The 21,429-nt window shown below is 71.3% G+C and carries 17 protein-coding genes and 1 pseudogene; 13 read left to right on the top strand and 5 right to left on the bottom strand.

The window, feature by feature from the left end; genetic code table 11:
- The first annotated feature begins 23 nt into the window (after positions 1 to 23).
- Positions 24 to 716, top strand: coding sequence for an SDR family NAD(P)-dependent oxidoreductase (locus QCZ28_RS27210; RefSeq protein WP_279519301.1), 693 nt, complete (start codon positions 24 to 26; stop codon positions 714 to 716).
- Here QCZ28_RS27210 and QCZ28_RS27205 read toward each other — a convergent pair.
- Positions 701 to 1,387, bottom strand: a complete 687-nt coding sequence (locus QCZ28_RS27205) for a thymidylate kinase (RefSeq protein ID WP_279519297.1) — start codon at positions 1,385 to 1,387, stop codon at positions 701 to 703. The two genes, QCZ28_RS27210 and QCZ28_RS27205, sit on opposite strands and share 16 nt — an antisense overlap.
- Before the next feature lie 161 nt (positions 1,388 to 1,548).
- Between QCZ28_RS27205 and QCZ28_RS27200 the strand changes: the two are divergent.
- The 5 genes and pseudogenes from QCZ28_RS27200 to QCZ28_RS27180 all read left to right on the top strand — a co-directional run.
- Positions 1,549 to 2,136: pseudogene (locus QCZ28_RS27200) on the top strand (nucleotidyltransferase); the annotation flags it as partial.
- Entirely contained in the window at positions 2,133 to 2,408 is a 276-nt protein-coding gene (locus QCZ28_RS27195; RefSeq protein ID WP_030333304.1) for a hypothetical protein, read from the top strand. The pseudogene QCZ28_RS27200 and the gene QCZ28_RS27195, both read left to right, overlap by 4 nt.
- 10 nt (positions 2,409 to 2,418) lie before the next feature.
- Positions 2,419 to 3,195 (top strand): metallophosphoesterase, encoded by a 777-nt coding sequence (locus QCZ28_RS27190; RefSeq protein ID WP_030333302.1) that lies wholly within the window; start codon positions 2,419 to 2,421, stop codon positions 3,193 to 3,195.
- A complete protein-coding gene (locus QCZ28_RS27185) occupies positions 3,186 to 3,329 on the top strand; it encodes a GPGG-motif small membrane protein (RefSeq protein ID WP_007464364.1) in 144 nt (47 codons plus the stop codon). Before QCZ28_RS27190 ends, QCZ28_RS27185 begins: the two co-directional genes overlap by 10 nt.
- Before the next feature lie 142 nt (positions 3,330 to 3,471).
- A complete protein-coding gene (locus QCZ28_RS27180) occupies positions 3,472 to 3,966 on the top strand; it encodes a tryptophan-rich sensory protein (protein WP_279519295.1) in 495 nt (164 codons plus the stop codon).
- A gap of 16 nt (positions 3,967 to 3,982) precedes the next feature.
- On the opposite strand, the gene QCZ28_RS27175 is transcribed toward QCZ28_RS27180, so the two are convergent.
- Positions 3,983 to 7,276 (bottom strand): hypothetical protein, encoded by a 3,294-nt coding sequence (locus tag QCZ28_RS27175; RefSeq protein ID WP_279519294.1) that lies wholly within the window; start codon positions 7,274 to 7,276, stop codon positions 3,983 to 3,985.
- 418 nt (positions 7,277 to 7,694) lie between these two features.
- On the opposite strand from QCZ28_RS27175, the gene QCZ28_RS27170 reads away from it, so the two are divergent.
- The 5 genes from QCZ28_RS27170 to QCZ28_RS27150 all read left to right on the top strand — a co-directional run bounded on the left by QCZ28_RS27170 (position 7,695) and on the right by QCZ28_RS27150 (position 13,944).
- Positions 7,695 to 9,038, top strand: coding sequence for an ABC transporter substrate-binding protein (locus QCZ28_RS27170; protein WP_279519293.1), 1,344 nt, complete (start codon positions 7,695 to 7,697; stop codon positions 9,036 to 9,038).
- A 66-nt stretch (positions 9,039 to 9,104) separates the two neighbouring features.
- Entirely contained in the window at positions 9,105 to 10,151 is a 1,047-nt protein-coding gene (locus tag QCZ28_RS27165) for a sugar ABC transporter permease (RefSeq protein ID WP_279519292.1), read from the top strand.
- Position 10,152: 1 nt separating this feature from the next.
- The gene (locus tag QCZ28_RS27160) at positions 10,153 to 11,121 is read left to right on the top strand and encodes a carbohydrate ABC transporter permease (RefSeq protein ID WP_279519291.1); all 969 of its coding nucleotides are present in this window, start codon (positions 10,153 to 10,155) and stop codon (positions 11,119 to 11,121) included.
- Between the two features lie 72 nt (positions 11,122 to 11,193).
- The gene (locus QCZ28_RS27155; protein WP_279519290.1) at positions 11,194 to 12,240 is read left to right on the top strand and encodes a LacI family DNA-binding transcriptional regulator; all 1,047 of its coding nucleotides are present in this window, start codon (positions 11,194 to 11,196) and stop codon (positions 12,238 to 12,240) included.
- Between the two features lie 30 nt (positions 12,241 to 12,270).
- A complete protein-coding gene (locus tag QCZ28_RS27150) occupies positions 12,271 to 13,944 on the top strand; it encodes a glycoside hydrolase family 13 protein (RefSeq protein WP_279519300.1) in 1,674 nt (557 codons plus the stop codon).
- A gap of 271 nt (positions 13,945 to 14,215) precedes the next feature.
- Here the strand turns inward: QCZ28_RS27150 and QCZ28_RS27145 are convergent, their stop codons facing one another.
- The 3 genes from QCZ28_RS27145 to xylA form a co-directional block, all read right to left on the bottom strand.
- Positions 14,216 to 15,649: an MFS transporter gene (locus QCZ28_RS27145; protein ID WP_279519289.1), complete on the bottom strand. Its 1,434-nt coding sequence runs from the start codon at positions 15,647 to 15,649 to the stop codon at positions 14,216 to 14,218.
- A 92-nt stretch (positions 15,650 to 15,741) separates the two neighbouring features.
- Complete coding sequence (gene xylB / locus QCZ28_RS27140) at positions 15,742 to 17,169, bottom strand: xylulokinase (RefSeq protein WP_279519288.1); 1,428 nt, start codon at positions 17,167 to 17,169, stop codon at positions 15,742 to 15,744.
- A gap of 9 nt (positions 17,170 to 17,178) precedes the next feature.
- Positions 17,179 to 18,366: a xylose isomerase gene (gene xylA / locus QCZ28_RS27135; protein WP_030333283.1), complete on the bottom strand. Its 1,188-nt coding sequence runs from the start codon at positions 18,364 to 18,366 to the stop codon at positions 17,179 to 17,181.
- A 78-nt stretch (positions 18,367 to 18,444) separates the two neighbouring features.
- On the opposite strand from xylA, the gene QCZ28_RS27130 reads away from it, so the two are divergent.
- Positions 18,445 to 19,683, top strand: coding sequence for an ROK family transcriptional regulator (locus tag QCZ28_RS27130; RefSeq protein WP_279519287.1), 1,239 nt, complete (start codon positions 18,445 to 18,447; stop codon positions 19,681 to 19,683).
- Positions 19,684 to 19,802: 119 nt separating this feature from the next.
- Positions 19,803 to 21,413 (top strand): PP2C family protein-serine/threonine phosphatase, encoded by a 1,611-nt coding sequence (locus tag QCZ28_RS27125; protein WP_279519286.1) that lies wholly within the window; start codon positions 19,803 to 19,805, stop codon positions 21,411 to 21,413.
- The last annotated feature ends 16 nt before the right edge of the window (positions 21,414 to 21,429 follow it).

Here is a 21,429-nt window from a genome sequence, read left to right as displayed (position 1 = left end):
GGGTGGGGGCTAGCGTTGGGGGCATGGCGGAGCGCAGCGTGGTGGTGACCGGAGGCACCGGCGGGCTCGGCGGGGCGGTCGTCACCGCGTTCGTCGAGGCGGGCTGGCGGGTGGTCGTACCGCAGCGGGAAGCCCGGCCCGGATCGGAGCCGGCGGCAGCGGGGGTGGTCCCGGTGGTCGCGGACCTGGCCGACCCGGCGGGTGCGGCGCAGGCGGTCGAGGCCGCGCTCGGCGACCCGGCGGCGCCGCTGCGCGCGGTGGTCAACCTGGTCGGGGGGTACGCCAGCGGCGGGCTGGTGCACGAGACCCCGGTCGAGGAGTTCGAACGGATGCTCACCGTCAACCTGCGGCCGACCTACCTGGTCACCCAGGCCGCGCTGCCGCACCTGGTGGCGGCCGGCGGCGGCGCGGTGGTCTGCGTCTCGGCCCGCGCGGCCCTGGCCCCGTTCCGGGGCGCGGCCGGCTACTCGACGGCCAAGGCGGCGGTGCTGGCCTTCGCCAACGCGGTAGCGGTGGAGTACCGGTCGCAGCACGTGCGCTGCAACACCGTGCTGCCCAGCGTCATCGACACCCCGGCGAACCGGGCCGCGCAGCCCAACGCCGACCATTCCCGCTGGGTGACCCCGGCCGAGATCGCGCCGGTGATCCGGTTCCTCGCGTCGGACGAGTCCGCCCCGACCAGTGGCGCCACCGTTCCGGTCTACGGGCGGGCCTGAGCCGCCACCGACCCCAGGTCGTCCCCGGCCGGCGCGGACGACGGCAGCCAGGTCTCCAGGTGCGCCTGGATCTGCTCGGTCACCTCCTCGGCCGGGCGGCCCGCGTCCACCAACACGAAGGTGGGGTACTCGGGCAGCGTCCGGTAGGCGGTGTCGGCGGCGGTCAGCCACCCCATCGTCTCGTGATCGGTGCCGCGTTCCTCGATGCGCCGGTATGCCTCCGCCGGGTCGACGGAGAGCAGGAAGGTCACCTGCGGCGTCGGGAACAACCGGTAGCCGGCCCGCGCGAGCCGCTCCCAGCGCTGCCCGCCGTGCGCCCGGATGCTCGCGTACTGGCAGGCCGAGTAGCGGTCCATCACCGCTGTCCGGCCGGTGAGCAGGCAGCTGATCAGGGCGATCGCGATGGCGAGCCAGCGCAGCACCGACTCCACGGCCAGCACACCGTCGCGCCCGACGAGCCGTTGCGCGTCGGGCCGGCCGAGTCGGTGGGCGAGCCGGGCGAGCCAGCGCCGGCCACTGGCGTTGCGTCGGTACCGGGCCGGGCGCCCGGCGGCGGTCAGCGCGTCGGCCAGCCGGTGCGCCTGGGTGGTCTTGCCCGAACCGTCGATGCCGATCAGGGCGACAGTGCGCAAACGGGCCTTGCGTCGTCGCATCCCCGATGATCTGGCCACTCTCCACAGATTATCCGACCGACGCACCCGCCCCGCGAGGTTTGTCATGCTTCATCCCTGTTGACGCCCGACCGCGACACCGGCAGGTGTGGCCGACCGGAATGCCGGGTACCGGACTTTGAAATCCAACCGCCGGTCCACCAACACGACGACGGAGGAACCAGATGGCTGAGCGCGGGGACGAGAGTCTTGTGCACACCCTCAAGAAGGTCGCCGCCGTGCTCAAGCAGTCCGAGATTCCGTTCGCCCTCGGCGGCAGCTTCGCCGTCTACGCCCACGGAGGCCACTCCAGCGATCACGACGTCGACTTCCTGATCCGGGAAGTGGACGTGGAACAGGCGCTGCAGGCCCTGGTGGCCGCCGGTTTCGTCGCCGAGCGCCCACCGGAGGACTGGCTGGTCAAGGTCTTCGACGACGGCCGGATGGTGGACCTGATCCACCGGCCGATCGAGACGCCGGTGACCGAGGAGACGTTCGCCGACACCGTCATCCGGCCGGTGGACGCGATTCACATGCCGGTGCTGTCCGCCACCCAGCTGATGGTGCACAAACTGCTCAGCTTCTCCCAGCACTACTGCGACTTCGCCCGGGGTCTGCCACTGGCCCGCTCGCTGCGGGAGCAGATCGACTGGGAACGGGTACGCAAGGAGACGCAGCACTCGCCGTACGCCGAGGCGTTCCTGGTGCTGCTGGACCGGCTGGAGGTGGTGCCGGCCGCCGGCGCCCAACCAGGAGAGGGGACATCGTGACCCACCATCGCGACATCGACACCGGGCCACCGGACGAGTACGTCGAAGCGGAGATCCAACGGTTGCTCGTCGAGGACCCCGCCGTCGCCGAACAGGGGATCACCGTGATCCGGCGGGAACGCGCCCTCGTGCTCTACGGCGAGGTGGAGAGCCCGCACCGGCGGGAGGAGATCCTGCGTCTGGTGTCGGAGCGCTTCCCGGACGTGCCGGTCACCAGCGACATCGGGGTGATCCGCGCGCAGGCGCCCACGGAGATCGAGCAACTGCCCTGAGGGAGGTTCCATGGTGATCCGGATCGCCGCCGTGGGCGACGTGCATCTGGACGAGGACGTCGTCGGTCGGTTCCGACCGGCGTTGGAGGAGCTGCCGGAGTGCGCCGACGTGCTGCTGCTGGCCGGGGACCTGACCCGGCACGGCACCGAGGCCGAGGCGCGCTGCGTGGCGACGGAGTTCGGTGGGTTGGCTGTGCCGGTGGTGACCGTGCTGGGCAACCACGACCACCAGTGTGACCAGGTGCCGCAGGTGGTCAAGGTACTGGAGGACGCGGGCATCACCGTGCTGGAGGGCAACGGCGTCGTGCTGGACTGCGCTGGTGGTCGGCTCGGCATCGCCGGCGTGAAGGGCTTCGGCGGCGGGTTCGCCGGCCGGTGCGCGAGTGACTTCGGCGAGCCGGAGATGAAGGCGTTCGTCCGCACCACCACCGACAGCGCGGACCGGCTCGGTGCGGCGCTGCGCTCGTTGGACTGCGACATGCTGGTGGCGCTCACCCACTACTCGCCGGTGCCGGACACGCTGGCCGGGGAACCGTTGGAGATCTACCCGTTCCTCGGGTCGTACCAGCTGGGGCAGGCGATCGACTCGGCGCCCACGGCGCTGGCCGTGCACGGGCACGCGCACGCCGGGACCGAGCGCGGCACGACCCCCGGCGGGGTACGCGTCCGCAACGTCGCACACCCGGTGATCAAGCAGGCGTACAGCGTCTTCCACGTTGGCGATCAACTCGACACCGACCAGGTTTCCCCGATCGGCCAGTCGGGTAGTCAGAGGTCATGGAGCTGATTCTCTGGATTCTCGCAGTCGTACTCGTGGTCGCCGGCATCCTCGCGCTGTTCCGCCGGCAGATCCTGTGGGGCATCGTCCTCATCGTCGTCGGGCTGTTGGTCGGCCCGGGTGGTGTCAGCATCTTCAATTAGCGCTCATCATCGGTAACACCGGGACCCGCCGGGGTCGCCGCGACCGGAGCTTCGTCCTCCCGACAGAGGCACCGGTCGCAGCGATCCCGGCGCTTTCGTGTCCGGCGGTTTGCCACCGCCGATCTGCGGAAACATCTTGACTATGGAGACATCTCAGGACGCCCCGAGGACCTCCGGTCGCCGCCAGTGGTGGGCCCTCGTCGGTTTCGGGATGGCGGTCTTCATCGCTGCCGCCATCGGCGGGCTGGGCGTACAGGGCACCACCGACGAGTACGCGAGCCTGCGGCAGCCGGACTGGGCGCCCCCCTCGTGGCTGTTCGGCCCGGTCTGGTCGCTGCTGTACGCGTTGATCGCGGTGGCCGGCTGGCTGGTGTGGCGACGGGTCGGCTTCTCCCCCGCCCTCTGGGCCTGGACCGCCCAACTGGTCCTCAACGCCATCTGGACCCCGCTGTTCTTCGGCGCGGGGCAGTACGGGCTGGCGTTCGCCGAGATTGTGCTGATGTGGTTGGCGATCGGCCTCACCGTGCTGCTGTTCGTCCGGGTGTCCCGGGTCGCCACCGCGCTGATGCTGCCCTACTGGGCCTGGGTAACCTTCGCCGCCGCGCTGAACCTGTCGATCTGGCAGCTGAACACCTGACCCACTGGTGCGTCGGTCACCAGCGACGCCACTTCGGCAGGTCGCGTCGGGACATCGCGCGCCAGAAGCGCCGCATTCCCGGGCGGGGGACGCTCTGCCAGGGGGCGCGCGCCTTCAGTGCGAAGCGGAAGGTGGCCAGGTCGGCCTGGCGGGCGCAGAAATTCTGGTCCATCTTGTGTGGCAGCGGTTCTCCCTTGGCGGGCAACGGACAGAGCCGAAACTCGCAGTCATCCAAGCAGGACGCGCCCGGCGTACGCCCCTCCGTGGCGTGCACCGTGCGCTCCGGCTCCATCGCCGAGCGGTCGGTGGTCAGGCACGGAGGCACCTCGCAGCGGTCGGCCCGGTGCAGCCGCTCCTCCCGCTCCGCCTGTGTTGAACCCCGGTCGGCGAGGTTCGACATCAGCATCACGTCGGCCAGGAGACGTTCCGCGCGCGGCACGAGCACGCTCCACCCCATCGAATCAGGAATCCAGAGACTCTGGATCCGGCGTACGTCCACCGACGGGCTACACGAACCGACCCGACTGGCGGTCTCACCCTCGTCCACCCAGCAGTAGCGTTCCGGTTGACGGGTAGCCAACGCCGTGGTGCACAGCCGGCCTGTTTCGAGCAGGAAGGGGTGGGCCGTGCACTGCCCCCGACCCGGCACCTCGCTGCCCGCGATGCGCAACCAGTGCTGAACGAGGCCGAACGGGCTTGCGCCGTGCCCGTGGGAGGGCAACGGTTCGCCGGGGTCCATCGGTAGTGCGAGCAGGGTCAACGCCTGGATGAGGGCGAGCTGGCTGTACCAGTACCGGGAGTGCCGCAACGCGAACTCGGCCTTCTCGACGAGGAAGCTACGATCCGCGTCCCGGCGCCCGACCGGAAGGTGCCGGATGTTGGCCGCGAACCGGAATCCCTGCGCCAGCGCGATCTCCGACGCGATCCCCAGACGGCGTTGGCCGGTCGCGTCATACGCGGCGAGTTCCCGAAGCCACGCGGCGAGGTGAGCGGCCGTCTCGTCCGCAGCGGCCGTCGGGCCCTCGGTGTCCCGCACCGTGGACAGATACAGCAGCGGCACCAACCAGCCCCGTAGCTGAAGCTCCCGGTCGGACCCGGCGTGGGTGTCACCCTCGTGCGGTATCCGCGGCACCGGGCCACCGATCTTGCGAAGCGCGGCGGCCGCGTCCCGGCCACCGAGGCCGATCTCCCGCACCGCGGCGAGTCGCACCCGGTACGACCCCTCCCGCAGGGCCAGGCCGAAGAGTGTCAGGTAACTCGAAAGTTCGTCTGGTCGGATCGCCGGCCCTCCGCGCCGCCGCTGGTCGCCGACGAGCCGGGCCGCGTCCCCCCAGCGTCGGATCAGAGTCAGCTTGGCCTCGTCCAACGGGCGGTCCGGGGCCTCGTTCTCCTGGAATTCGGACCACCGCTGCGCGATGTCCGCCACCAGCCGGTCGTGATCGGGTACGGGGGCACTCGTGTCGATCTCGACGGCGGTGGCGTACATCTCCAGCCGCCAACATCGATTGCCCGGGGCGCGCGCCTGGTCACGCAGCATGGTGACCAGCTGCGGGAGTGCGATCGGGGTGGCTACGCTACCGGCCCCGCCGGGCGGCGTCGGCTGCGCCTGGGCAGCCGCGGCACCGCGTCGGGACAGCAGGGTCAGCGCGATCAGAAGTTCCCGACTCGGCTGGTGTTGAAGGAGCGTGGTAATCAGGGGCCGCCCCACGTCCTCCTCGGCGAGCAGATCAACGCCGAGGTACGCCTGGATCACGCCGTGCTGGAAGCGCAGCCCGTCCGCCTGAAGATCCACCACGGACAGCTCGCCGGCCTCGGTCAGAGCGACCGCCAGATCGTCGGGGCTCGTGATGTCCAGGCGCCCGTTGAGTCGCCGGCCCAATGCCTGCCGGACGCCGTTCAGGTCGTGGTCTGGTTCGATCCACCGCCCGTTGTCGGTCAGGTCGTCGTACGTCACCTCCAGCGAGTTGTGCCAGAAGCCGGCACAGGCGAACGCGGACACCACGGCCAGCGCGTCGCGACGGTCGTCGAGCCCGCGGGCGAAGTCCTCCCGGATGTAGCCCTCCTCCAACGCCCGTCGCCACGCCGACAGCAGCGCCCACCGGACCGTTGACCGGTCGGCAGGGCGGGACGCCCCGCCGGGCTCGTCGTGCGCGTTGAGTTCCTGGGGGAGCCGCCCACACCTGTTGAGGTCACGGATGACCTTCAGGTAGATCGGGGACTCGGTGACGTCGGCGGCGTGCAGCAGGTTGGCGACGACGGCCCAGGACGCGCGGGCCAACCGATCCTCGCCGGTCAGGCCGTACTCCAGCGCGGTCCCCTCACTGAGCGGCTCCAACCCGACGACGACGGCGGGCATCCCACGCAGCGGGTCGTACGGGCGGGTGGCGACGATCAGCGGCAGGCGGTTTTGAGCGGCCTTGGTGAACGCCTCCCGCAGCACGCTGTCGTGCTGCCGCTGCTGCCCGCCACCGCCGAGTTCGTCCAGCCCGTCGGCGAGCACGGCGATCTGGTTGCTCCACCGCAGTTGCCGCCAGAGCCGGTCGGCCTGCCCACCGCTGTACAGGCGGGCGTCGATGATGTCTTCGAACCGCTTCTTCGCCAGAGCCTCGAAATCGACCTGCGACGGGTCGGGCACGTCCCGGAGCCGCAGCGGGATGGGCACCACCTGACGGGCGGCGAGCAGGTGTGTCAGTTTGACCAGGACTGCGCTCTTGCCAGCGCCCACTCCACCCACGAGCACCATCGGGCAGCGAACCTCCCGGCGGCGGATCCGCTCGATCAGGACCTCGCACAGCTCGTCCCGCCCGACGATCTCGGCGAGCGCGTCGTTGGATGTGGAGACCAGTTCCTCCGGCGACTTCCGGGCCATCCTGCGGTACCACCGGTACACGTGGTACCGCATGACCAGGAAGAAGCCGATGAAGACCAGGGACAAGGCGACGATCTTGTAAAGGAAGCCGCCGAGCTTCGCGCACTGGCCGCTGTCGGCCCGACCGCACCACCAGTCGCTGGTGAGAAAAAAGATCGACAACGGCTCCCCACCGCCGTGCAGACGCCCGTACGCGACGTTGAACAGGGGAAGAGCGAACTGGGTCAAGGTCCACACCGCGGTGATCACGCCCGCGCCGAGGACCAGCGCCAACCACCACCACGGGGGGTGCCACCAGCGAGCCGGGGCGGCCGGTCGGGCGGCTCGCGCCCGTCGTTCCGGCTGCTGCCGACCCTGATACCAACTGGTGGCCCGGCGCGTCACCCGTGACCACCAGATGCGCGGGCTCCACAGCCACCCTCTCCAGAGCGGACCGCGCATCTGTCGCACCCCCGTCGGTCGCCGACATCGCGAGCACAGGCGAAGAAGGCTCACGTACGGCCTGGGGTGAGCATAGCCAACAATCGCCGCAAATAATGACAAAGCTGAAGCTGTCGCGACAGCAGTGTCCCCCTGTTCAGCGGCACTGCGCGGTGATCAGGTGGCCGCCACCGCCACTGCCCGCCGTCGGAACCTCGACCCGTGCGGCTGACCTGACAGACATCGTCAATCTTCGAAGGGTCCCCGCGCCTGCCCCGGGAGCGCGCCCACCAGGCAGCCGGCAGGTTTCCGGATTGTTACTCGGTCGTGTCTGACAGGGGGTGGACCCGGCCGGATGCAAGCGCTTACATGTGTGCACGCCCAATCGGACCGGCGACGGGTCACCAGCGAGACCGCGCCGGATAGGAAGGAGGACGGCATGGCGGTCTTCACCAGACCACGCCAGGCCTTCGTGATCGCCGGCGTACTCGGGCTGGCGCTCAGCGCCACCGCCTGCGGTACCGGCGACGACAAGAAGAGCAGCAACGCGGGCTCCGCGGAGTGCGCCGCATACGAGAAGTACGACGGCCACGACGGCAAGAAGGTCTCCATCTACGCGTCCATCCGTGACGCCGAGGCGGACCTGCTCAGGAACTCCTGGAAGACGTTCGAGGACTGCACCGGCATCGAGATCGACTACGAGGGCAACGCCGAGTTCGAGGCGCAGCTCCCCGTCCGGGTCGACGGCGGCAACGCGCCCGACCTGGCATTCGTGCCCCAGCCGGGCCTGGTCAAGCGGTTCGCCGACGCCAGCAAGCTGAAGTCCCTCGGCGCCGACACCAAGACGATGGCCGAGCAGAACATGCCGGCCGACTGGCTGAAGTACGGCACCGTCAACGGCACCCTCTACGGTGTGCCGCTCGGCGCCAACGTGAAGTCCTTCGTGTGGTACTCGCCGAAGCTCTTCAAGGAGAAGGGCTGGACGGTCCCCACCAGCTGGGACGACATGATCAAGCTCAGCGACACGATCGCGGCGAGCGGCATCAAGCCGTGGTGCGCCGGCATCGAGTCCGGTGACGCCACCGGCTGGCCGGCCACCGACTGGATCGAGGACGTGATCCTGCGTACGCAGGGCCCCGAGGTCTACGACCAGTGGACCACCCACGCCATCCCGTTCAACGACCCGCGGATCGTCGACGCCGTCAACCGGGCCGGCACGATCCTGAAGAACGAGAAGTACATGAACGGCGGCTTCGGCGGGGTGAAGAGCATCGGCACCACCGCCTTCGGTGAGGCCGGCCTGCCGGTCACCACCGGCAAGTGCGCCATGCACCGCCAGGCGTCGTTCTACGCCAACCAGTTCCCCGAGGGCACCAAGGTGGCCGAGGACGGCGACGCGTTCGCGTTCTACTTCCCGGCCATCGACACGGCCAAGGGCAAGCCGGTGCTCGGCGCGGGCGAGTTCGTCGTCGGCTTCGCCGACCGCCCCGAGGTGCAGGCGGTGCAGACCTACCTCGCCTCGGCCGAGTACGTCAACAGCCGCGCGAAGCTCGGCAACTGGGTCACGGCGAACAACAAGCTGGACATCGCCAACGTCGCCAGCCCGATCGACAAGCTCTCCGTGCAGATCCTGCAGGACAAGACCGGCGTCTTCCGCTTCGACGGATCCGACCTGATGCCGGCCGCGGTCGGCGCGGGGACGTTCTGGAAGGGCATGGTCGAGTGGATCAACGGCAAGGACACCGCGTCGGTGCTCCAGGGCATCGAGAGCAGCTGGAAGTGATCTGAGCGGTGGGCCGGTCCGCACCCGCGGGCCGGCCCACCGACGGATCCGGACCTGGGAGGGTCGATGGAGTTCGACTTCGCTGAGGAGCAGCCGAAGTTCCTCATGCTGATGTACGGGCTGATCGCTTTCGTCGCGGTGGTGGGCGGTCTGCTCCTGCTTCTCGACGTGGTGCCGGCCTGGTTCGCCCGCCGTCGGGAGGCGCAGCTGGTCGCCGCGTCCGCCAGCGGCGCCCCGCTCCCCCGGCGCTCGAAGCAACGGGAAGGGCTCTTCGCGCTCTTCTTCATGCTGCCGACGGTGCTGCTGCTCACCATCGGGCTGGTCGTGCCGGCCATCCGCACCACGCTGCTCTCCCTGATGGACAAGGACAGCAACGAGTGGGTGGGCCTGGCCAACTACCGCTGGATGTTCTCCGACGACTCGATCGTCCGGGTGCTGACCAACAGCCTGATCTGGGTGATCCTGGTCCCGCTGGTGGCGACCGGCTTCGGCCTGATCTACGCCGTGCTGGTGGACAAGGCCCGGTTCGAGGCGGTCGCCAAGTCACTGATCTTCCTGCCGATGGCCATCTCGTTCGTCGGCGCGAGCATCATCTGGAAGTTCGTCTACGCCTACCGGGGCGACGGCGACCAGATCGGCCTGCTCAACCACATCGTGGTCAGCCTCGGCGGCGAGCCCAAGCAGTGGTTGCTGGAATCACCGCTGAACACGCTGCTGCTGATCGTCATCATGGTCTGGATCCAGGCCGGCTTCGCCATGGTGGTGCTCTCCGCCGCGATCAAGGCCATCCCCGCCGACATCGTCGAGGCCGCCCGGCTCGACGGCGTCAGCCCGTGGCAGATGTTCTGGCAGATCACCATGCCGACCATCCGACCGGCGCTGATCGTGGTGGTGGTGACCCTGTCGATCGCCACGCTCAAGGTCTTCGACATCGTCCGGACCGCTACCAACGGCAACTACGACACCAGCGTGATCGCCAACGAGATGTACAACCAGGCGTTCCGGTACGGCGAGAACGGGCAGGGTTCCGCGCTCGCGGTCTTCCTCTTCATCCTGGTCATCCCGATCGTGATCTACCAGATCCGCAACCTCCGTCAGCAGCGGGAGGGCTGAGATGACAACCGCAACGCCCACCGTCGCCGCCGGCACCCAGAAGACCGACGGCACCCCGACCACCACGGCCGGGCGGGTCCGCAAGCGGCTGAACAGCCGCACCGCGACGCTCGTCTCGATCGTCATCGCGGTGCTCTGGACCATCCCGACCTTCGGCCTGTTCATCTCCTCGCTCCGGCCCGAAGACGAGATCAAGACCACCGGCTGGTGGACGGCCTTCACCAACCCGCAGTTCACCTTCGAGAACTACCAGCAGGTCCTGTTCGGCCGGTCATCGTCGTCCGGGCAGTTGGCCAGCTACTTCATCAACTCCCTGGCGATCACCATTCCGTCGGTGCTCTTCCCGCTCGCCTTCGCCTCCCTGGCGGCGTACGCGCTGGCCTGGATCAACTTCCGGGGTCGGGACTGGGCCTACATCGCGATCTTCGCGTTGCAGATCGTGCCGTTGCAGATGGCCCTGGTGCCGCTGCTGAAGTTCTTCTCCACCGGCGTCAGCCTCGGCGGCGTCACCCTGATGCCGGCCTGGGACCTGGTCGACGAACAGAAGTTCGCCCAGGTGTGGTTCGCGCACACCTGCTTCGCGCTGCCGTTCGCCGTCTACCTGCTGCACAACTTCATCTCGCAACTGCCGGGGGACCTGATGGAGGCGGCCCGGGTCGACGGGGCCACCCACCCGAAGATCTTCCGCACCATCGTGCTGCCGCTGATCACCCCGGCGCTGGCCGCGATCGGCATCTTCCAGTTCCTCTGGGTCTGGAACGATCTGCTGGTGGCGCTGATCTTTGCCGGCGGTGGCGACGAGACCGCCCCGCTCACCGTCCGGCTGGCCGAGATGGCCGGCACCCGGGGCAACGAGTGGCAACGGCTGACCGCCGGCGCGTTCGTGTCGATCGTCGTACCGCTCATCGTGTTCCTGTCCCTGCAGCGCTTCTTCGTGCGAGGTCTGCTCGCCGGCAGCGTCAAGGGCTGACCGCGCGCCCGCCGTCGCCTGGCCCTCGGGCGGCGGCGGGCACCGGGCACCGGGCACCGAGCGGGGGTAACCGTGACGAGGATCGATGATGTGGCCCGGCTGGCCGGGGTCTCCACGGCCACCGTCTCGCGGGCCCTGCGGGGGCTGCCGACGGTCTCGGCCGCCACCCGACGCCGGGTACTGGCCGCCGCCGAACAGCTCGACTACGAGGTCTCACCGAGCGCGTCCCGGCTCGCCGGTGGTCGCACCGGCACTGTCGCGGTGGTCGTCCCCCGCATCACCCGGTGGTTCTTCAGCACCGTCGTCGAAGCGGTCGAGGAGTACCTGCACCAGTCCGGCTACGACCTGCTGCTCTACAACCTGGGCGGCCGGGAGCAGGTCCGCCAGCGGGTCCTGCGCACCGCCAACCTGCACAAGCGGGTGGACGCCATCATGCTGGTCGCCACGCCCCTGCGTCCGGCCGACCTGACCGCGCTCGCCAGCCTGGAACTGCCCGGAGTCACCATCAGCTCGGGCAGCAGGGTGCCCAACTGGCCGTGCGTACGCATCGACGACGTGGCCGCCGCGCGGGTCGCCACCAAGCATCTGATCGACCTCGGCCACCACCGGATCGCCCACATCTCCGGCGATCCGGACGACGAGTTGGCCTTCACCACCCACCTCGACCGACGGCGGGGTTACCAGGCGGCGCTGCGCTCCGCCGGCCTGCGACCCGACCCGACCCTGGACATCGAGTCCACCTTCACCATCGACGGCGGCAACCGGGCCACCGCCGAACTGCTGGCCCGCGGCGAGCCGCCGACAGCGATCGTCGCCGCCTGCGACGAGATGGCGATGGGCGCGATGACCGCCCTGCGTGACGTCGGGCTGCGGGTGCCGCAGGACGTCAGCGTGGTCGGCATCGACGACCACTACCTGGCCGGTGTGCTCGGGCTCAGCACCGTCGCCCAGCCCGCCGCCGAGCAGGGCCGGCTCGCCGCACAGATGCTGCTCGACCCGCTCGGGGCCCGACCGCCGAACCCTGTCGTCAGTCAACGGGGCACCGGTTGCGACACTCCGGTGGTCCTGCCCACCCGGTTGGTGGTGCGGGATTCGACCGCGCCGCCCCGGGCACACTGAAATCAACACACCGCAACACGGGAGACGACCCTGAACACCGACCCGACGCAGCAGACCTCCTCCGATCAACCGGCCACCGGCTGGTGGACCGAGGCCGCCATCTACCAGATCTACCCCCGCTCGTTCGCCGACTCGGACGGGGACGGGATCGGTGACCTGCCCGGCATCACCGCCCGTCTCGACCACCTGGTCGAGCTGGGCGTGGACGCGGTGTGGCTCTCTCCCTTCTACCCGTCGCCGCAGGCCGACGCCGGCTACGACGTGGCCGACTACCGCGACATCGACCCGCTGTTCGGCACCCTCGCCGACGCGGACAAGCTGATCGCCGAGGCCCGGTCCCGCAACCTGCGGGTGATCGTCGACCTGGTGCCGAACCACACCTCGTCGGCGCACCGCTGGTTCCAGGCCGCGCTGCCGGCCGCGCCCGGCAGCCCGGAACGGTCCCGGTACATCTTCCGGGACGGCCGGGGCCCGGGCGGCGACCAGCCGCCGAACGACTGGCAGAGCGTCTTCGGTGGTCCGGCCTGGACCCGCACTGTCGACGCCGACGGGCAGCCCGGCCAGTGGTACCTGCACCTGTTCGACACCGGCCAGCCGGACCTCAACTGGGACAACCCGGAGGTGCACGCGGAGTTCCTCGACGTGCTGCGGTTCTGGCTGGACCGCGGGGTGGACGGCTTCCGCGTCGACGTGGCGCACGGCCTCATCAAGCAGGCCGACCTGGCCGACTGGCAGGAACCGCAGGAGATCCTCTCCGGCAACGAGATCGACAAGCCCCGCCCGCCGATGTGGGACCAGGACGGCGTGCACGAGATCTACCGGCAGTGGCGGCGGGTTCTGGACAGCTACCCCGGCGAGCGGGTGCTGGTCGCCGAGGCCTGGGTGGAACCGGCCGAGCGGTTGGCCCGCTACGTCCGCCCGGACGAGATGCACCAGGCGTTCAACTTCGAATACCTGCTCGCGGCGTGGACCGCACCGGCCCAGTACGCGGTGATCACCCGCTCGCTCGAGGCGACCGACTCGGTCGGCGCGCCGACCACCTGGGTGCTGTCCAACCACGACGTGGTGCGGCACGCCTCCCGGCTCGGCCTGCCGGTCGGCACCGTACGCCCCAACGGCATCGGCGTCGGTGACCCGCAGCCCGACGCCGCGCTCGGTCTGCGCCGCGCCCGGGCGGCCACCGTGCTGATGCTCGCGCTGCCCGGCTCGGCGTACCTCTACCAGGGCGAGGAGCTGGGGCTGCCCGAGCACACCACGATGCCCGACGAGGCCCGGCAGGACCCGACCTGGGCGCGCAGCGGGCACACCCAGCGCGGCCGGGACGGCTGCCGGGTGCCGATCCCGTGGGAGGCCGACGCCCCGTCGTACGGCTTCGGACCGACCGACGCCAGCTGGTTGCCGCAGCCCGCGCTCTGGGCGGAGTACGCGCTGGACCGCCAGCGCGACGTGCCCGGCTCGACGTACGAGCTGTACCGCACGGCGCTGCGGTTGCGCCGTGCCCACGGGCTGGGCCGCGGCACCCTGGAGTGGTTGTCCTCCGGCGACGAGGTGCTGAGCTTCCGCAACGGTGAGCTGACCGTGTTGACCAACTTCGGTGCCACGCCGGTACCGGTGCCGGCCGGCGCCGAGGTGCTCGTCGCCAGCGCGGCACTGGACGACGACGGCGCGGTCCCGACCGACGTGACCGTCTGGCTGCGCGGCTGATCGCGCGCCGACCGGCCCGCCCCGGCCACACGCGCTGCGGGCGGGCCGGTCGGTGCGCAACAGCCCGCTTTGGAGCTGATGTCGTAAACGATTCACGTCCGCCCACACCTCAAGATCGCGCTACTTCCACGACTAGTGGCCTCCGTCCGCGACGAGTCGATCTACCTGGCCAAGGGGGTCGGCGGCCCGGTCCGTTTCCAGGAGGCAACGACAACCAGGAAGTAGCGCGATCTTGAGGTTGGGGCGGGTGCGGGGCGGGGTGCGCGGGGTGTCAGAGGCGGTCGGCTCGGTTGTGGAGCAGGTCGTGCACGTTGTCGATGTCGGCCGGTGAGGTCCGCGAGGCGAGCCAGTACATGACACCGGTCGGGATGAAGAAGAGCTGGAACGCGGCCAGCCCGACGGCGAAGTTCAACGGTGGCGGGAATGCCGTTCGCAGTGCCTGGAAGGCCACCCCGACCAGCCCGTTGCCGGCCGCGCGACCGACACCGTTGACGAGGTTGCCCAGGCTGTAGACAGTGCCCCGGTGCTCCGGCGGGTTGACGTCGGCGATCAACGCGAACCAGTTCGGCGAGTTGGCCGAGGTCAACGCGAGCGCCACGATCGCGGTGAGCAGGCTCAGCCCGACCGACGGCTCGGTGAACACACTGGCCAGCACCGCGCCGACCACCGCGCCGCCGCTCGCGCCGTCCGGCACGTCGATGGTCACCGGGACGAAGAACAACACCAGGTAGAACGGCAGCGCGGCGAGGATGCCGACCGAGGCGACGAGTGCGCGCCCCCTCGGTGTCCGCCGCTGCACCGCGTCACCGATCAACCCACCCACGATGGACAGCACCCCGCCGAGCTGGAACAGGGTGGCGAACACGCTGCCCACCACCACCGCCGTGGACGTCGAGTAGCCCTGGGCCTCGGCACGTTCGGCGAAGAGCACCGGCAGCCAGACCAGCGAGCCGAACGCGGCCTGCGCGGTCAGCCCCTGCAGGATCAGCCACCGGTTGGTCCGCCGGGCCAGGATGCGTGGCAGGTCGGCGCGGCTGATCCGGTAGTCGTACTCGGCGCCGGCGTCGAGCCGGCCGGCCAGTTCCGGCTCGCTCTGGCCCCGTCGGATGTCGTACGTGAAGAAGTAGGCGAGGGTGGCGACCAGGCCGACGCCGGTCAACAGCAGGAACGGCCGCCGCCAGTCGGCCGCCCCGAGCAGCCCGCCGACGAGCGTGCCGGCGAGGGTGCCGACGCCCTGGGAGAGCCCCCAGAAGCTCATCACCAACCCGCGCCGGGTCGGCGAGATCAGGTCGGTGACCACGGAGAAGCCCACCGAGCCGACCGCGCCGAGGCCGACCGCCGCGACCAGCTGCGCGGTGAGAAACGTCAGGTAACCGCCGGCGAGTGCGCTACCGCCGGTGCCCGCCGCCCAGAGCAGCGTGCCCACCATGAGCAGCGGCTTGCGGTTGGTGCGGTCCCCGACGTACGCCCAGCCGACGGCCGCGACCGAGCTGACCAGGAAGCTGACCGCGGTGACCACGCCGAGCAGCCGCCCGGACACGTCGAACGCGTCGGAGATCGGGCCGTACAGCGGGGGGACCAGCCCGATCGCCACGTTGTCCAGCGAGGCGAGCAGCACGAACACCACAACGCTGTACAACCGGTGCGCCGGCCCACCGCCCCGACCGTGCGCGCGCAGGCCGGGCCCGCCACTGGTCACCGTCATGACCGGCAGCCAACCAGACTCCGTGCGGGCGCGCGTCACGCGGGTGGCCGCCGGTCACGTCGACCGGCGGCCACCCGCACAGATCGTGACGCTCAGCGTCGGTCGAGCACCAACCCGCGGGCCGCGGCGTACTGGTCGCGGACGGCGGGGACGGCCGCTGCGGCGTACTCCTCGGTGCCCTCGACCGCCCAGGTCGGCGGCGCGGCACCGCCCAGGGCGACCCAGGCGGCCTGTCGGGCGGCCCCGTCGGCGACATACTCCCCGGCCGGCGGGACGACGACCGGGCAGCCGAAGACCTGCGGGGCGATCTGACGCACCGCGGCCGACCGGGCCCCGCCGCCGATCAGGATGACCCGGCGGGCGACGGCACCCTGCGCGGTCAACGCGTCCAGGCCGTCGGCGAGCGCGCAGAGCATGCCCTCCACGGCGGCCCGCGCCAGGTGCGCCGGGGTCGAGGTACGCAGGGTCAGGCCGTGCACCGCGCCGGTGGCGAGCGGCCGGTTCGGCGTCCGCTCACCCTCCAGGTACGGCACCATGACCAGCCCGTCCGCCCCGGCGGGGGCGGAGAGCGCTAGCTGGGCCAGCTCGTCGAGGTTGACGCCGAGCATCGCGGCGGCGGCGTCCAGCACCCGGGCGGCGTTGAGCGTGGCGACCAGCGGCAGGAAACGACCTGACGCGTCGGCGAAGCCCGCCACCGCGCCGCTCTCGTCGGCCGCCGGAACGTCAGCGACGCTGAACACGGTGCCGGAGGTGCCGATCGAGACGATCACGTCACCCGGCCCGGCGCCGACACCGAGCGCGGCAGCGGCGTTGTCCCCGGTGCCCGCGCCGAGCAGTGCCCCACCCGAGCCGCCCAGGTCGTCGGCGAGCTTTCCCGCCGACTCCGCCGGACCGAGCACCTCGGGCACCACCAACCGCCGACCGAAGCCCTGCTCCAGCAGGTCCAGTCGGTAGTCACCGGTGGCCGGCGACCAGTAGCTGGTGCCACTGGCGTCGCCCCGGTCGGTACGCAGCGCGCCCAACCCCGGTGCGCCGGCCAGCCGCCAGGTCAACCAGTCGTGCGGCAGGCAGACTGCGGCCACCCGGGCCGCCAGCTCCGGCTCGTGCCTGGCCAACCACCGCAGTTTGGTCAGTGTGAAGCTGGCCACCGGAACGCTGCCGGTGGCCTCGGCCCAGAACCGGCGCCCGGCCGCGCCGCCGCCGGCCTCCTCGATGAGATCGGCGGCGGCGTCGGCGGACCGGGTGTCGTTCCACAGCAGCGCCGGGCGGACCACCCGGCCGTCCTCGTCGAGACACACCATGCCGTGCTGCTGGCCGGCGACGGAGATCGCCGCCACGTCGGCGAACCCGCCGGCCTGGTCGGCGGCGCTGCGCAGCGCCTGCCACCAGGCTTCCGGGTCGACCTCCGTGCCGTCCGGGTGCGGTGCCCGGCCCTGCCGGAGCAGGGCACCGGTCTCCGCGTCCCGGATCACCACCTTGCAGGACTGGGTGGACGAGTCAACGCCTGCGACCAACGGCATGGCGGGGCCTCAGCGGGCGCCGAGCAGGTGCTCGACGGCGAGCTGGTTGAGCCGGACGAAGGCGAAGCCCCGGGCGGCGACAGCGTCCACGTCGACATCCTCGAACGCGGACCGGTCGGCCAGGAACTCCTCGTAGCCCTCGCCGTCGCCGAGCGTCGGCGTGCTCAGCTCGCCGACCTTGCTGGCGGCGAGCGCCTCGATCACCTCGGGGTCGGCACGGAACGCCGCCGCGCGCTCCTTGAGCAGCAGGTACGTGCTCATGTTGGCCGCCGCGGACGCCCACACCCCGTCCATGTCCTCGGTACGGGACGGCTTGTAGTCGAAGTGCCGGGGACCGTCGTAGGTCGGCCCACCGTTCGGGCCACCGTTCTCCAGGAGGTCCACCAGGGCGAACGCGTTCATCAGGTCACCGTGGCCGAAGACCAGGTCCTGGTCGTACTTGATGCCGCGCTGGCCGTTGAGGTCCAGGTGGAACAGCTTGCCCTGCCAGAGCGCCTGGGCGATGCCGTGGGCGTAGTTGAGCCCGGCCATCTGCTCGTGCCCGACCTCCGGGTTGAGGCCGACCATCTCCGGGTGCTCCAACTGGGAGATGAAGCCGAGCGCGTGCCCGATGGTGGGCAGCAGGATGTCGCCGCGCGGCTCGTTGGGCTTGGGCTCCAGCGCGAACCGCAGGTTGTAGCCCTTGTCGATGACGTACTGGGTGAGCAGGTTGACGGCCTCGCGGTAGCGGTCCAGGGCGGCCTGGACGTCCTTGGCGAGGTCGTACTCGGAGCCCTCGCGGCCACCCCACATGACGAAGGTGCCGGCACCCAGCTCGGCGGCCAGGTCGACCTGGCGCAGCACCTTGCGCAGCGCGAAGCGGCGGACGTCGCGGTCGTTGCTGGTGAAGCCGCCGTCCTTGAAGATCGGGTGGGTGAAGAGGTTGGTGGTGACCATCGGCACCACCAGGCCGGTCTCGTCGAGGGCCTTGCGGAACCGGGCGATGTGCTGGTCACGGGAGGCCGCGTCGGCGCCGAACGGGATCAGGTCGTCGTCGTGGAAGGTGATGCCGTACGCGCCCAGCTCGGCGAGCCGGTGCACCGCCTCGACCGCGTCCAGCTCGGGGCGGGTGGCGTCACCGAACGGGTCGCGGGCCTGCCAGCCCACGGTCCAGAGCCCGAAGGAGAACTTGTCGGCGGGGGTGGGACGGGGTGCCATGAGCGACCTCCGGGGTGGTGGTGTCAGGTATTTGTTCAGCGATTGAATTATTTGCCCACCCTATGGCACTGTCAAGGGGTGAGCCTCACCCACGCCCCGGCCGGCGCAGTCCGTCAGGGCAGTCTGCGCGAGCTCAACCTCGCCCTGGTCCTCGGTCGGATCGCTGCGGCCGACCGACCCCCCTCCCGCGCCGACCTGGCGACCGCCACCGGCCTGACCAGAGCCACCGTCTCCGCTGTCGTCGAGGACCTGCTCGGTGGCCAGCTGGTCAGTGAGTCCGACCCCGCGCCCCGCTCGGGCGCCGGCCGCCCGGCGCGCGGGCTGGTCCTCGCCGAACAGGGCCCGGCCGGGCTCGGCCTGGAGGTCAACGTCGACTACCTGGCGGTCTGCGTGGTGGACCTCACCGGCCAGGTGCGGCACCGCACCGTACACCGGGCCGACCTGCGCCCGGTGGCCCCCGCCGACGCCCTGGCCCACCTGGTCGAGATGGCCGGGGCAGCCCGTGACGACGCCGCCCACCAGGGCCTCACCCTGGTCGGGGCCGCGCTCGCGGTGCCCGGCCTGGTGGACGACGACGGGCTGGTCCGGCTGGCCCCGAACCTCGGCTGGTCCGACGTGCCGGTGCCCGCGCTGCTCGCCGAGCACCCTCCGCTGATCGAGCAGGTGCCCGGGGTTCCCGCGTTGACGGTGGACAACGAGGCCAACCTCGCCGCGCTCGGCGAGCTGCACTCTCAACCACCCGGCCCGTCCAGCTTCCTGCACATCTCCGGGGAGGTGGGCATCGGCGCCGGCATCGTGCTGGACGGCGCGCTGTTCCGCGGCGTACGCGGGTGGAGCGGTGAGATCGGGCACCTCCCGGTCCACCCCGAGGGCCGTCCGTGCCGCTGCGGCGGGCAGGGCTGCCTGGAGCAGTACGCCGGCCAGGAGGCGATCGTGTCCGCCGCCGGGCTGGCCCGGGCGGAGCTTCCCGCGGACACCGCGACCGCCCGGCTGGCCGAGTTGGCCGAGGCCGGCGACGCCGACGCGCTGCGGGCGCTGCACGAGGCCGGAACGGCGCTCGGCGTCGCGGTGGCCGGCGTCGTCAACCTGCTCGACCTGGACACCGTGGTGCTCGGTGGCGGTTACGCCGCGCTCGCACCCTGGTTGTGCCCCCCGGTCCTCGCCGAGATCGACGCCCGGGTGCTCACCGCCGCCTGGTCGCCGGTGACGGTCCGGCCGTCGACGCTCGGTGCGGAAGCCGCAGCGGTGGGGGCCGCCGGCTCGGTGGCCCGCCGGATCATCGCCCAGCCCGCCGGCTGGCTGGCACGCTCCGGCTGATCGCCGCCCCGCGCCCCCGTCGGCACTGATCGGTACCCTTGCACTCAGGCAACGATCCCCGGTGAGGAGTCGAGAAGCAGCATGCGCACACGTCGTCAGACGCGAGCCGGCGTCCGGCGGTGACCACGACCCGGCAACCCGGCGACACCCCGCTGCCGGCCGACGACCGGTTGGCCCGCGAGCTGCTCGACGGGCTCGCCGAGGCCGTGCTGACGACGGACCGGACCGGCCTGGTCACTCTGGTCAACGCCATGGCGGCCGAGCTGCTCCCGGAGATCGAGGCCGGCACCGAGCTGGCCGACTGCCCGGTGGCCGCCCTGGCCAGGGCGGTCGTCACCGGCGCTGACCGCTTCGACGCCGACCACCACGGCCGGCGACTGCGCGGCGTCCGGCGCCAACTCGCCGGCTCCCGCTGGGCGTGGTACGTCCGCGACGTCACCGAGGAGCACGCCCGCGCCGACGCCCTGCTCGCCGAACGCTCCCGCACCGCGTTCCTCGCCCAGGCCGGCAGCCGACTGGCGCTGGCCCTGCACCGGGACCAGGTCCTCCTGTTCGCCACCACGCTCGCCGTCCCCTACCTGGCCGACGTCGCCGTGGCGCTGCCCCGACCGACAGCGCCGGCCGAGCCACGCGCCAGGTGGATCCGGTACGCCGACGGCGATCCGGCCCCGGTCACCGGGCTGGCCGGTCCCGCGCTGGCCAGCGCCGTGCCCGGTCTCGCCGAGACGCTGGCCGGCGACCGCGCCGAGCCGGGTCGCTGGCCGGACGCCCCGCTCACCGACCTGGCCGACCTGCTGCCGCCCGGGTTCGGCCCCCCGGGGGCGGTGCTGGTCAGCCCCCTGCTGAACGCCAGCGAGTCGACCGGCGCCCTGCTGCTCATCCGTCGGCCCGGGCGGGCCGGTTTCGAACCACGCGACGTGGAGTTGGCCCGGGAGTTCGCCGCCCGCGCGGGTGCCGCGCTGGCCACCGCCGACCTGCACAGTGAGCAGGCCCACCTGGCCCAGGTGCTGCAGACCAGTCTGCTCCCGCCCGAGCTGCCCGCCGTGCCCGGCGTGACGATGGCCGGCGGCTACCGGGCAGCTGGCGACACCCTGCGCATCGGCGGGGACTTCTACGAGGTGTTCCCGCACCCCGAGGGTGCCCTGTTCGCGCTCGGCGACGTGTGCGGCAAGGGCGTGGGCGCCGCCGTGCTGACCGGCCGGGTCCGTCAGTCGTTGCAGACCCTGCGGCTGGTCGAGCGACGCCCTCTGGAGCTGATCCGCCTGCTCAACCAGGCGCTGTTCGACGCGCCGGACGCCGCGCGGCGAAGCCAGTTCACCACGGTGCTGCTCGGTTCCCTGGACCGCGGGCCCACCGGACTGGACATCCGGATCGCCGGCGGAGGTCACCCGGCGCCACTGCTGGTCACCGCCGACGGCACTGTCACCACGGTCCCGGTCGGTGGCATGCCGGTGGGGGCGCTGGCCGCCGCCCGGTTCGCCGAGGCGCGGGTGCACCTCGATCCGGGCGACGTGTTGCTCGCGTACACCGATGGGGTGACCGAGGCGCGCGGACCGCGCGACACGGCGATGTTCGGTGAGGCCCGGCTGCGGGCCGCGCTCGTGGCGGCGGCCGGGCAACCACCGGCGGCGCTGATCGACCGGGTGCTGCGGGAGGTCGACGACTGGCTGGACGGGCAGGCCCACGACGACATCGCGATGCTGGCCGTGGGCGCGTCGACGCCGACCTGACCCAACGGAGACCGAC

Origin of the sequence: Micromonospora sp. DH14 (genome assembly GCF_029809455.1) — a bacterium.
Taxonomy (GTDB): Bacteria; Actinomycetota; Actinomycetes; order Mycobacteriales; family Micromonosporaceae; genus Micromonospora; species Micromonospora parva.
This window is presented reverse-complemented; position numbering and strand designations above follow the sequence as displayed.

Coding starts and splice junctions, on each gene's coding strand:
- QCZ28_RS27190 (WP_030333302.1), top strand. CDS start 2,419: ATGGTGATCCGGATCGCCGCCGTGGGCGACGTGCATCTGGACGAGGAC.
- QCZ28_RS27170 (WP_279519293.1), top strand. CDS start 7,695: ATGGCGGTCTTCACCAGACCACGCCAGGCCTTCGTGATCGCCGGCGTA.
- QCZ28_RS27160 (WP_279519291.1), top strand. CDS start 10,153: ATGACAACCGCAACGCCCACCGTCGCCGCCGGCACCCAGAAGACCGAC.
- QCZ28_RS27180 (WP_279519295.1), top strand. CDS start 3,472: ATGGAGACATCTCAGGACGCCCCGAGGACCTCCGGTCGCCGCCAGTGG.
- QCZ28_RS27175 (WP_279519294.1), bottom strand. CDS start 7,276: ATGCGCGGTCCGCTCTGGAGAGGGTGGCTGTGGAGCCCGCGCATCTGG.
- xylB (WP_279519288.1), bottom strand. CDS start 17,169: ATGCCGTTGGTCGCAGGCGTTGACTCGTCCACCCAGTCCTGCAAGGTG.
- QCZ28_RS27165 (WP_279519292.1), top strand. CDS start 9,105: ATGGAGTTCGACTTCGCTGAGGAGCAGCCGAAGTTCCTCATGCTGATG.
- QCZ28_RS27145 (WP_279519289.1), bottom strand. CDS start 15,649: ATGACGGTGACCAGTGGCGGGCCCGGCCTGCGCGCGCACGGTCGGGGC.
- QCZ28_RS27185 (WP_007464364.1), top strand. CDS start 3,186: ATGGAGCTGATTCTCTGGATTCTCGCAGTCGTACTCGTGGTCGCCGGC.
- xylA (WP_030333283.1), bottom strand. CDS start 18,366: ATGGCACCCCGTCCCACCCCCGCCGACAAGTTCTCCTTCGGGCTCTGG.
- QCZ28_RS27210 (WP_279519301.1), top strand. CDS start 24: ATGGCGGAGCGCAGCGTGGTGGTGACCGGAGGCACCGGCGGGCTCGGC.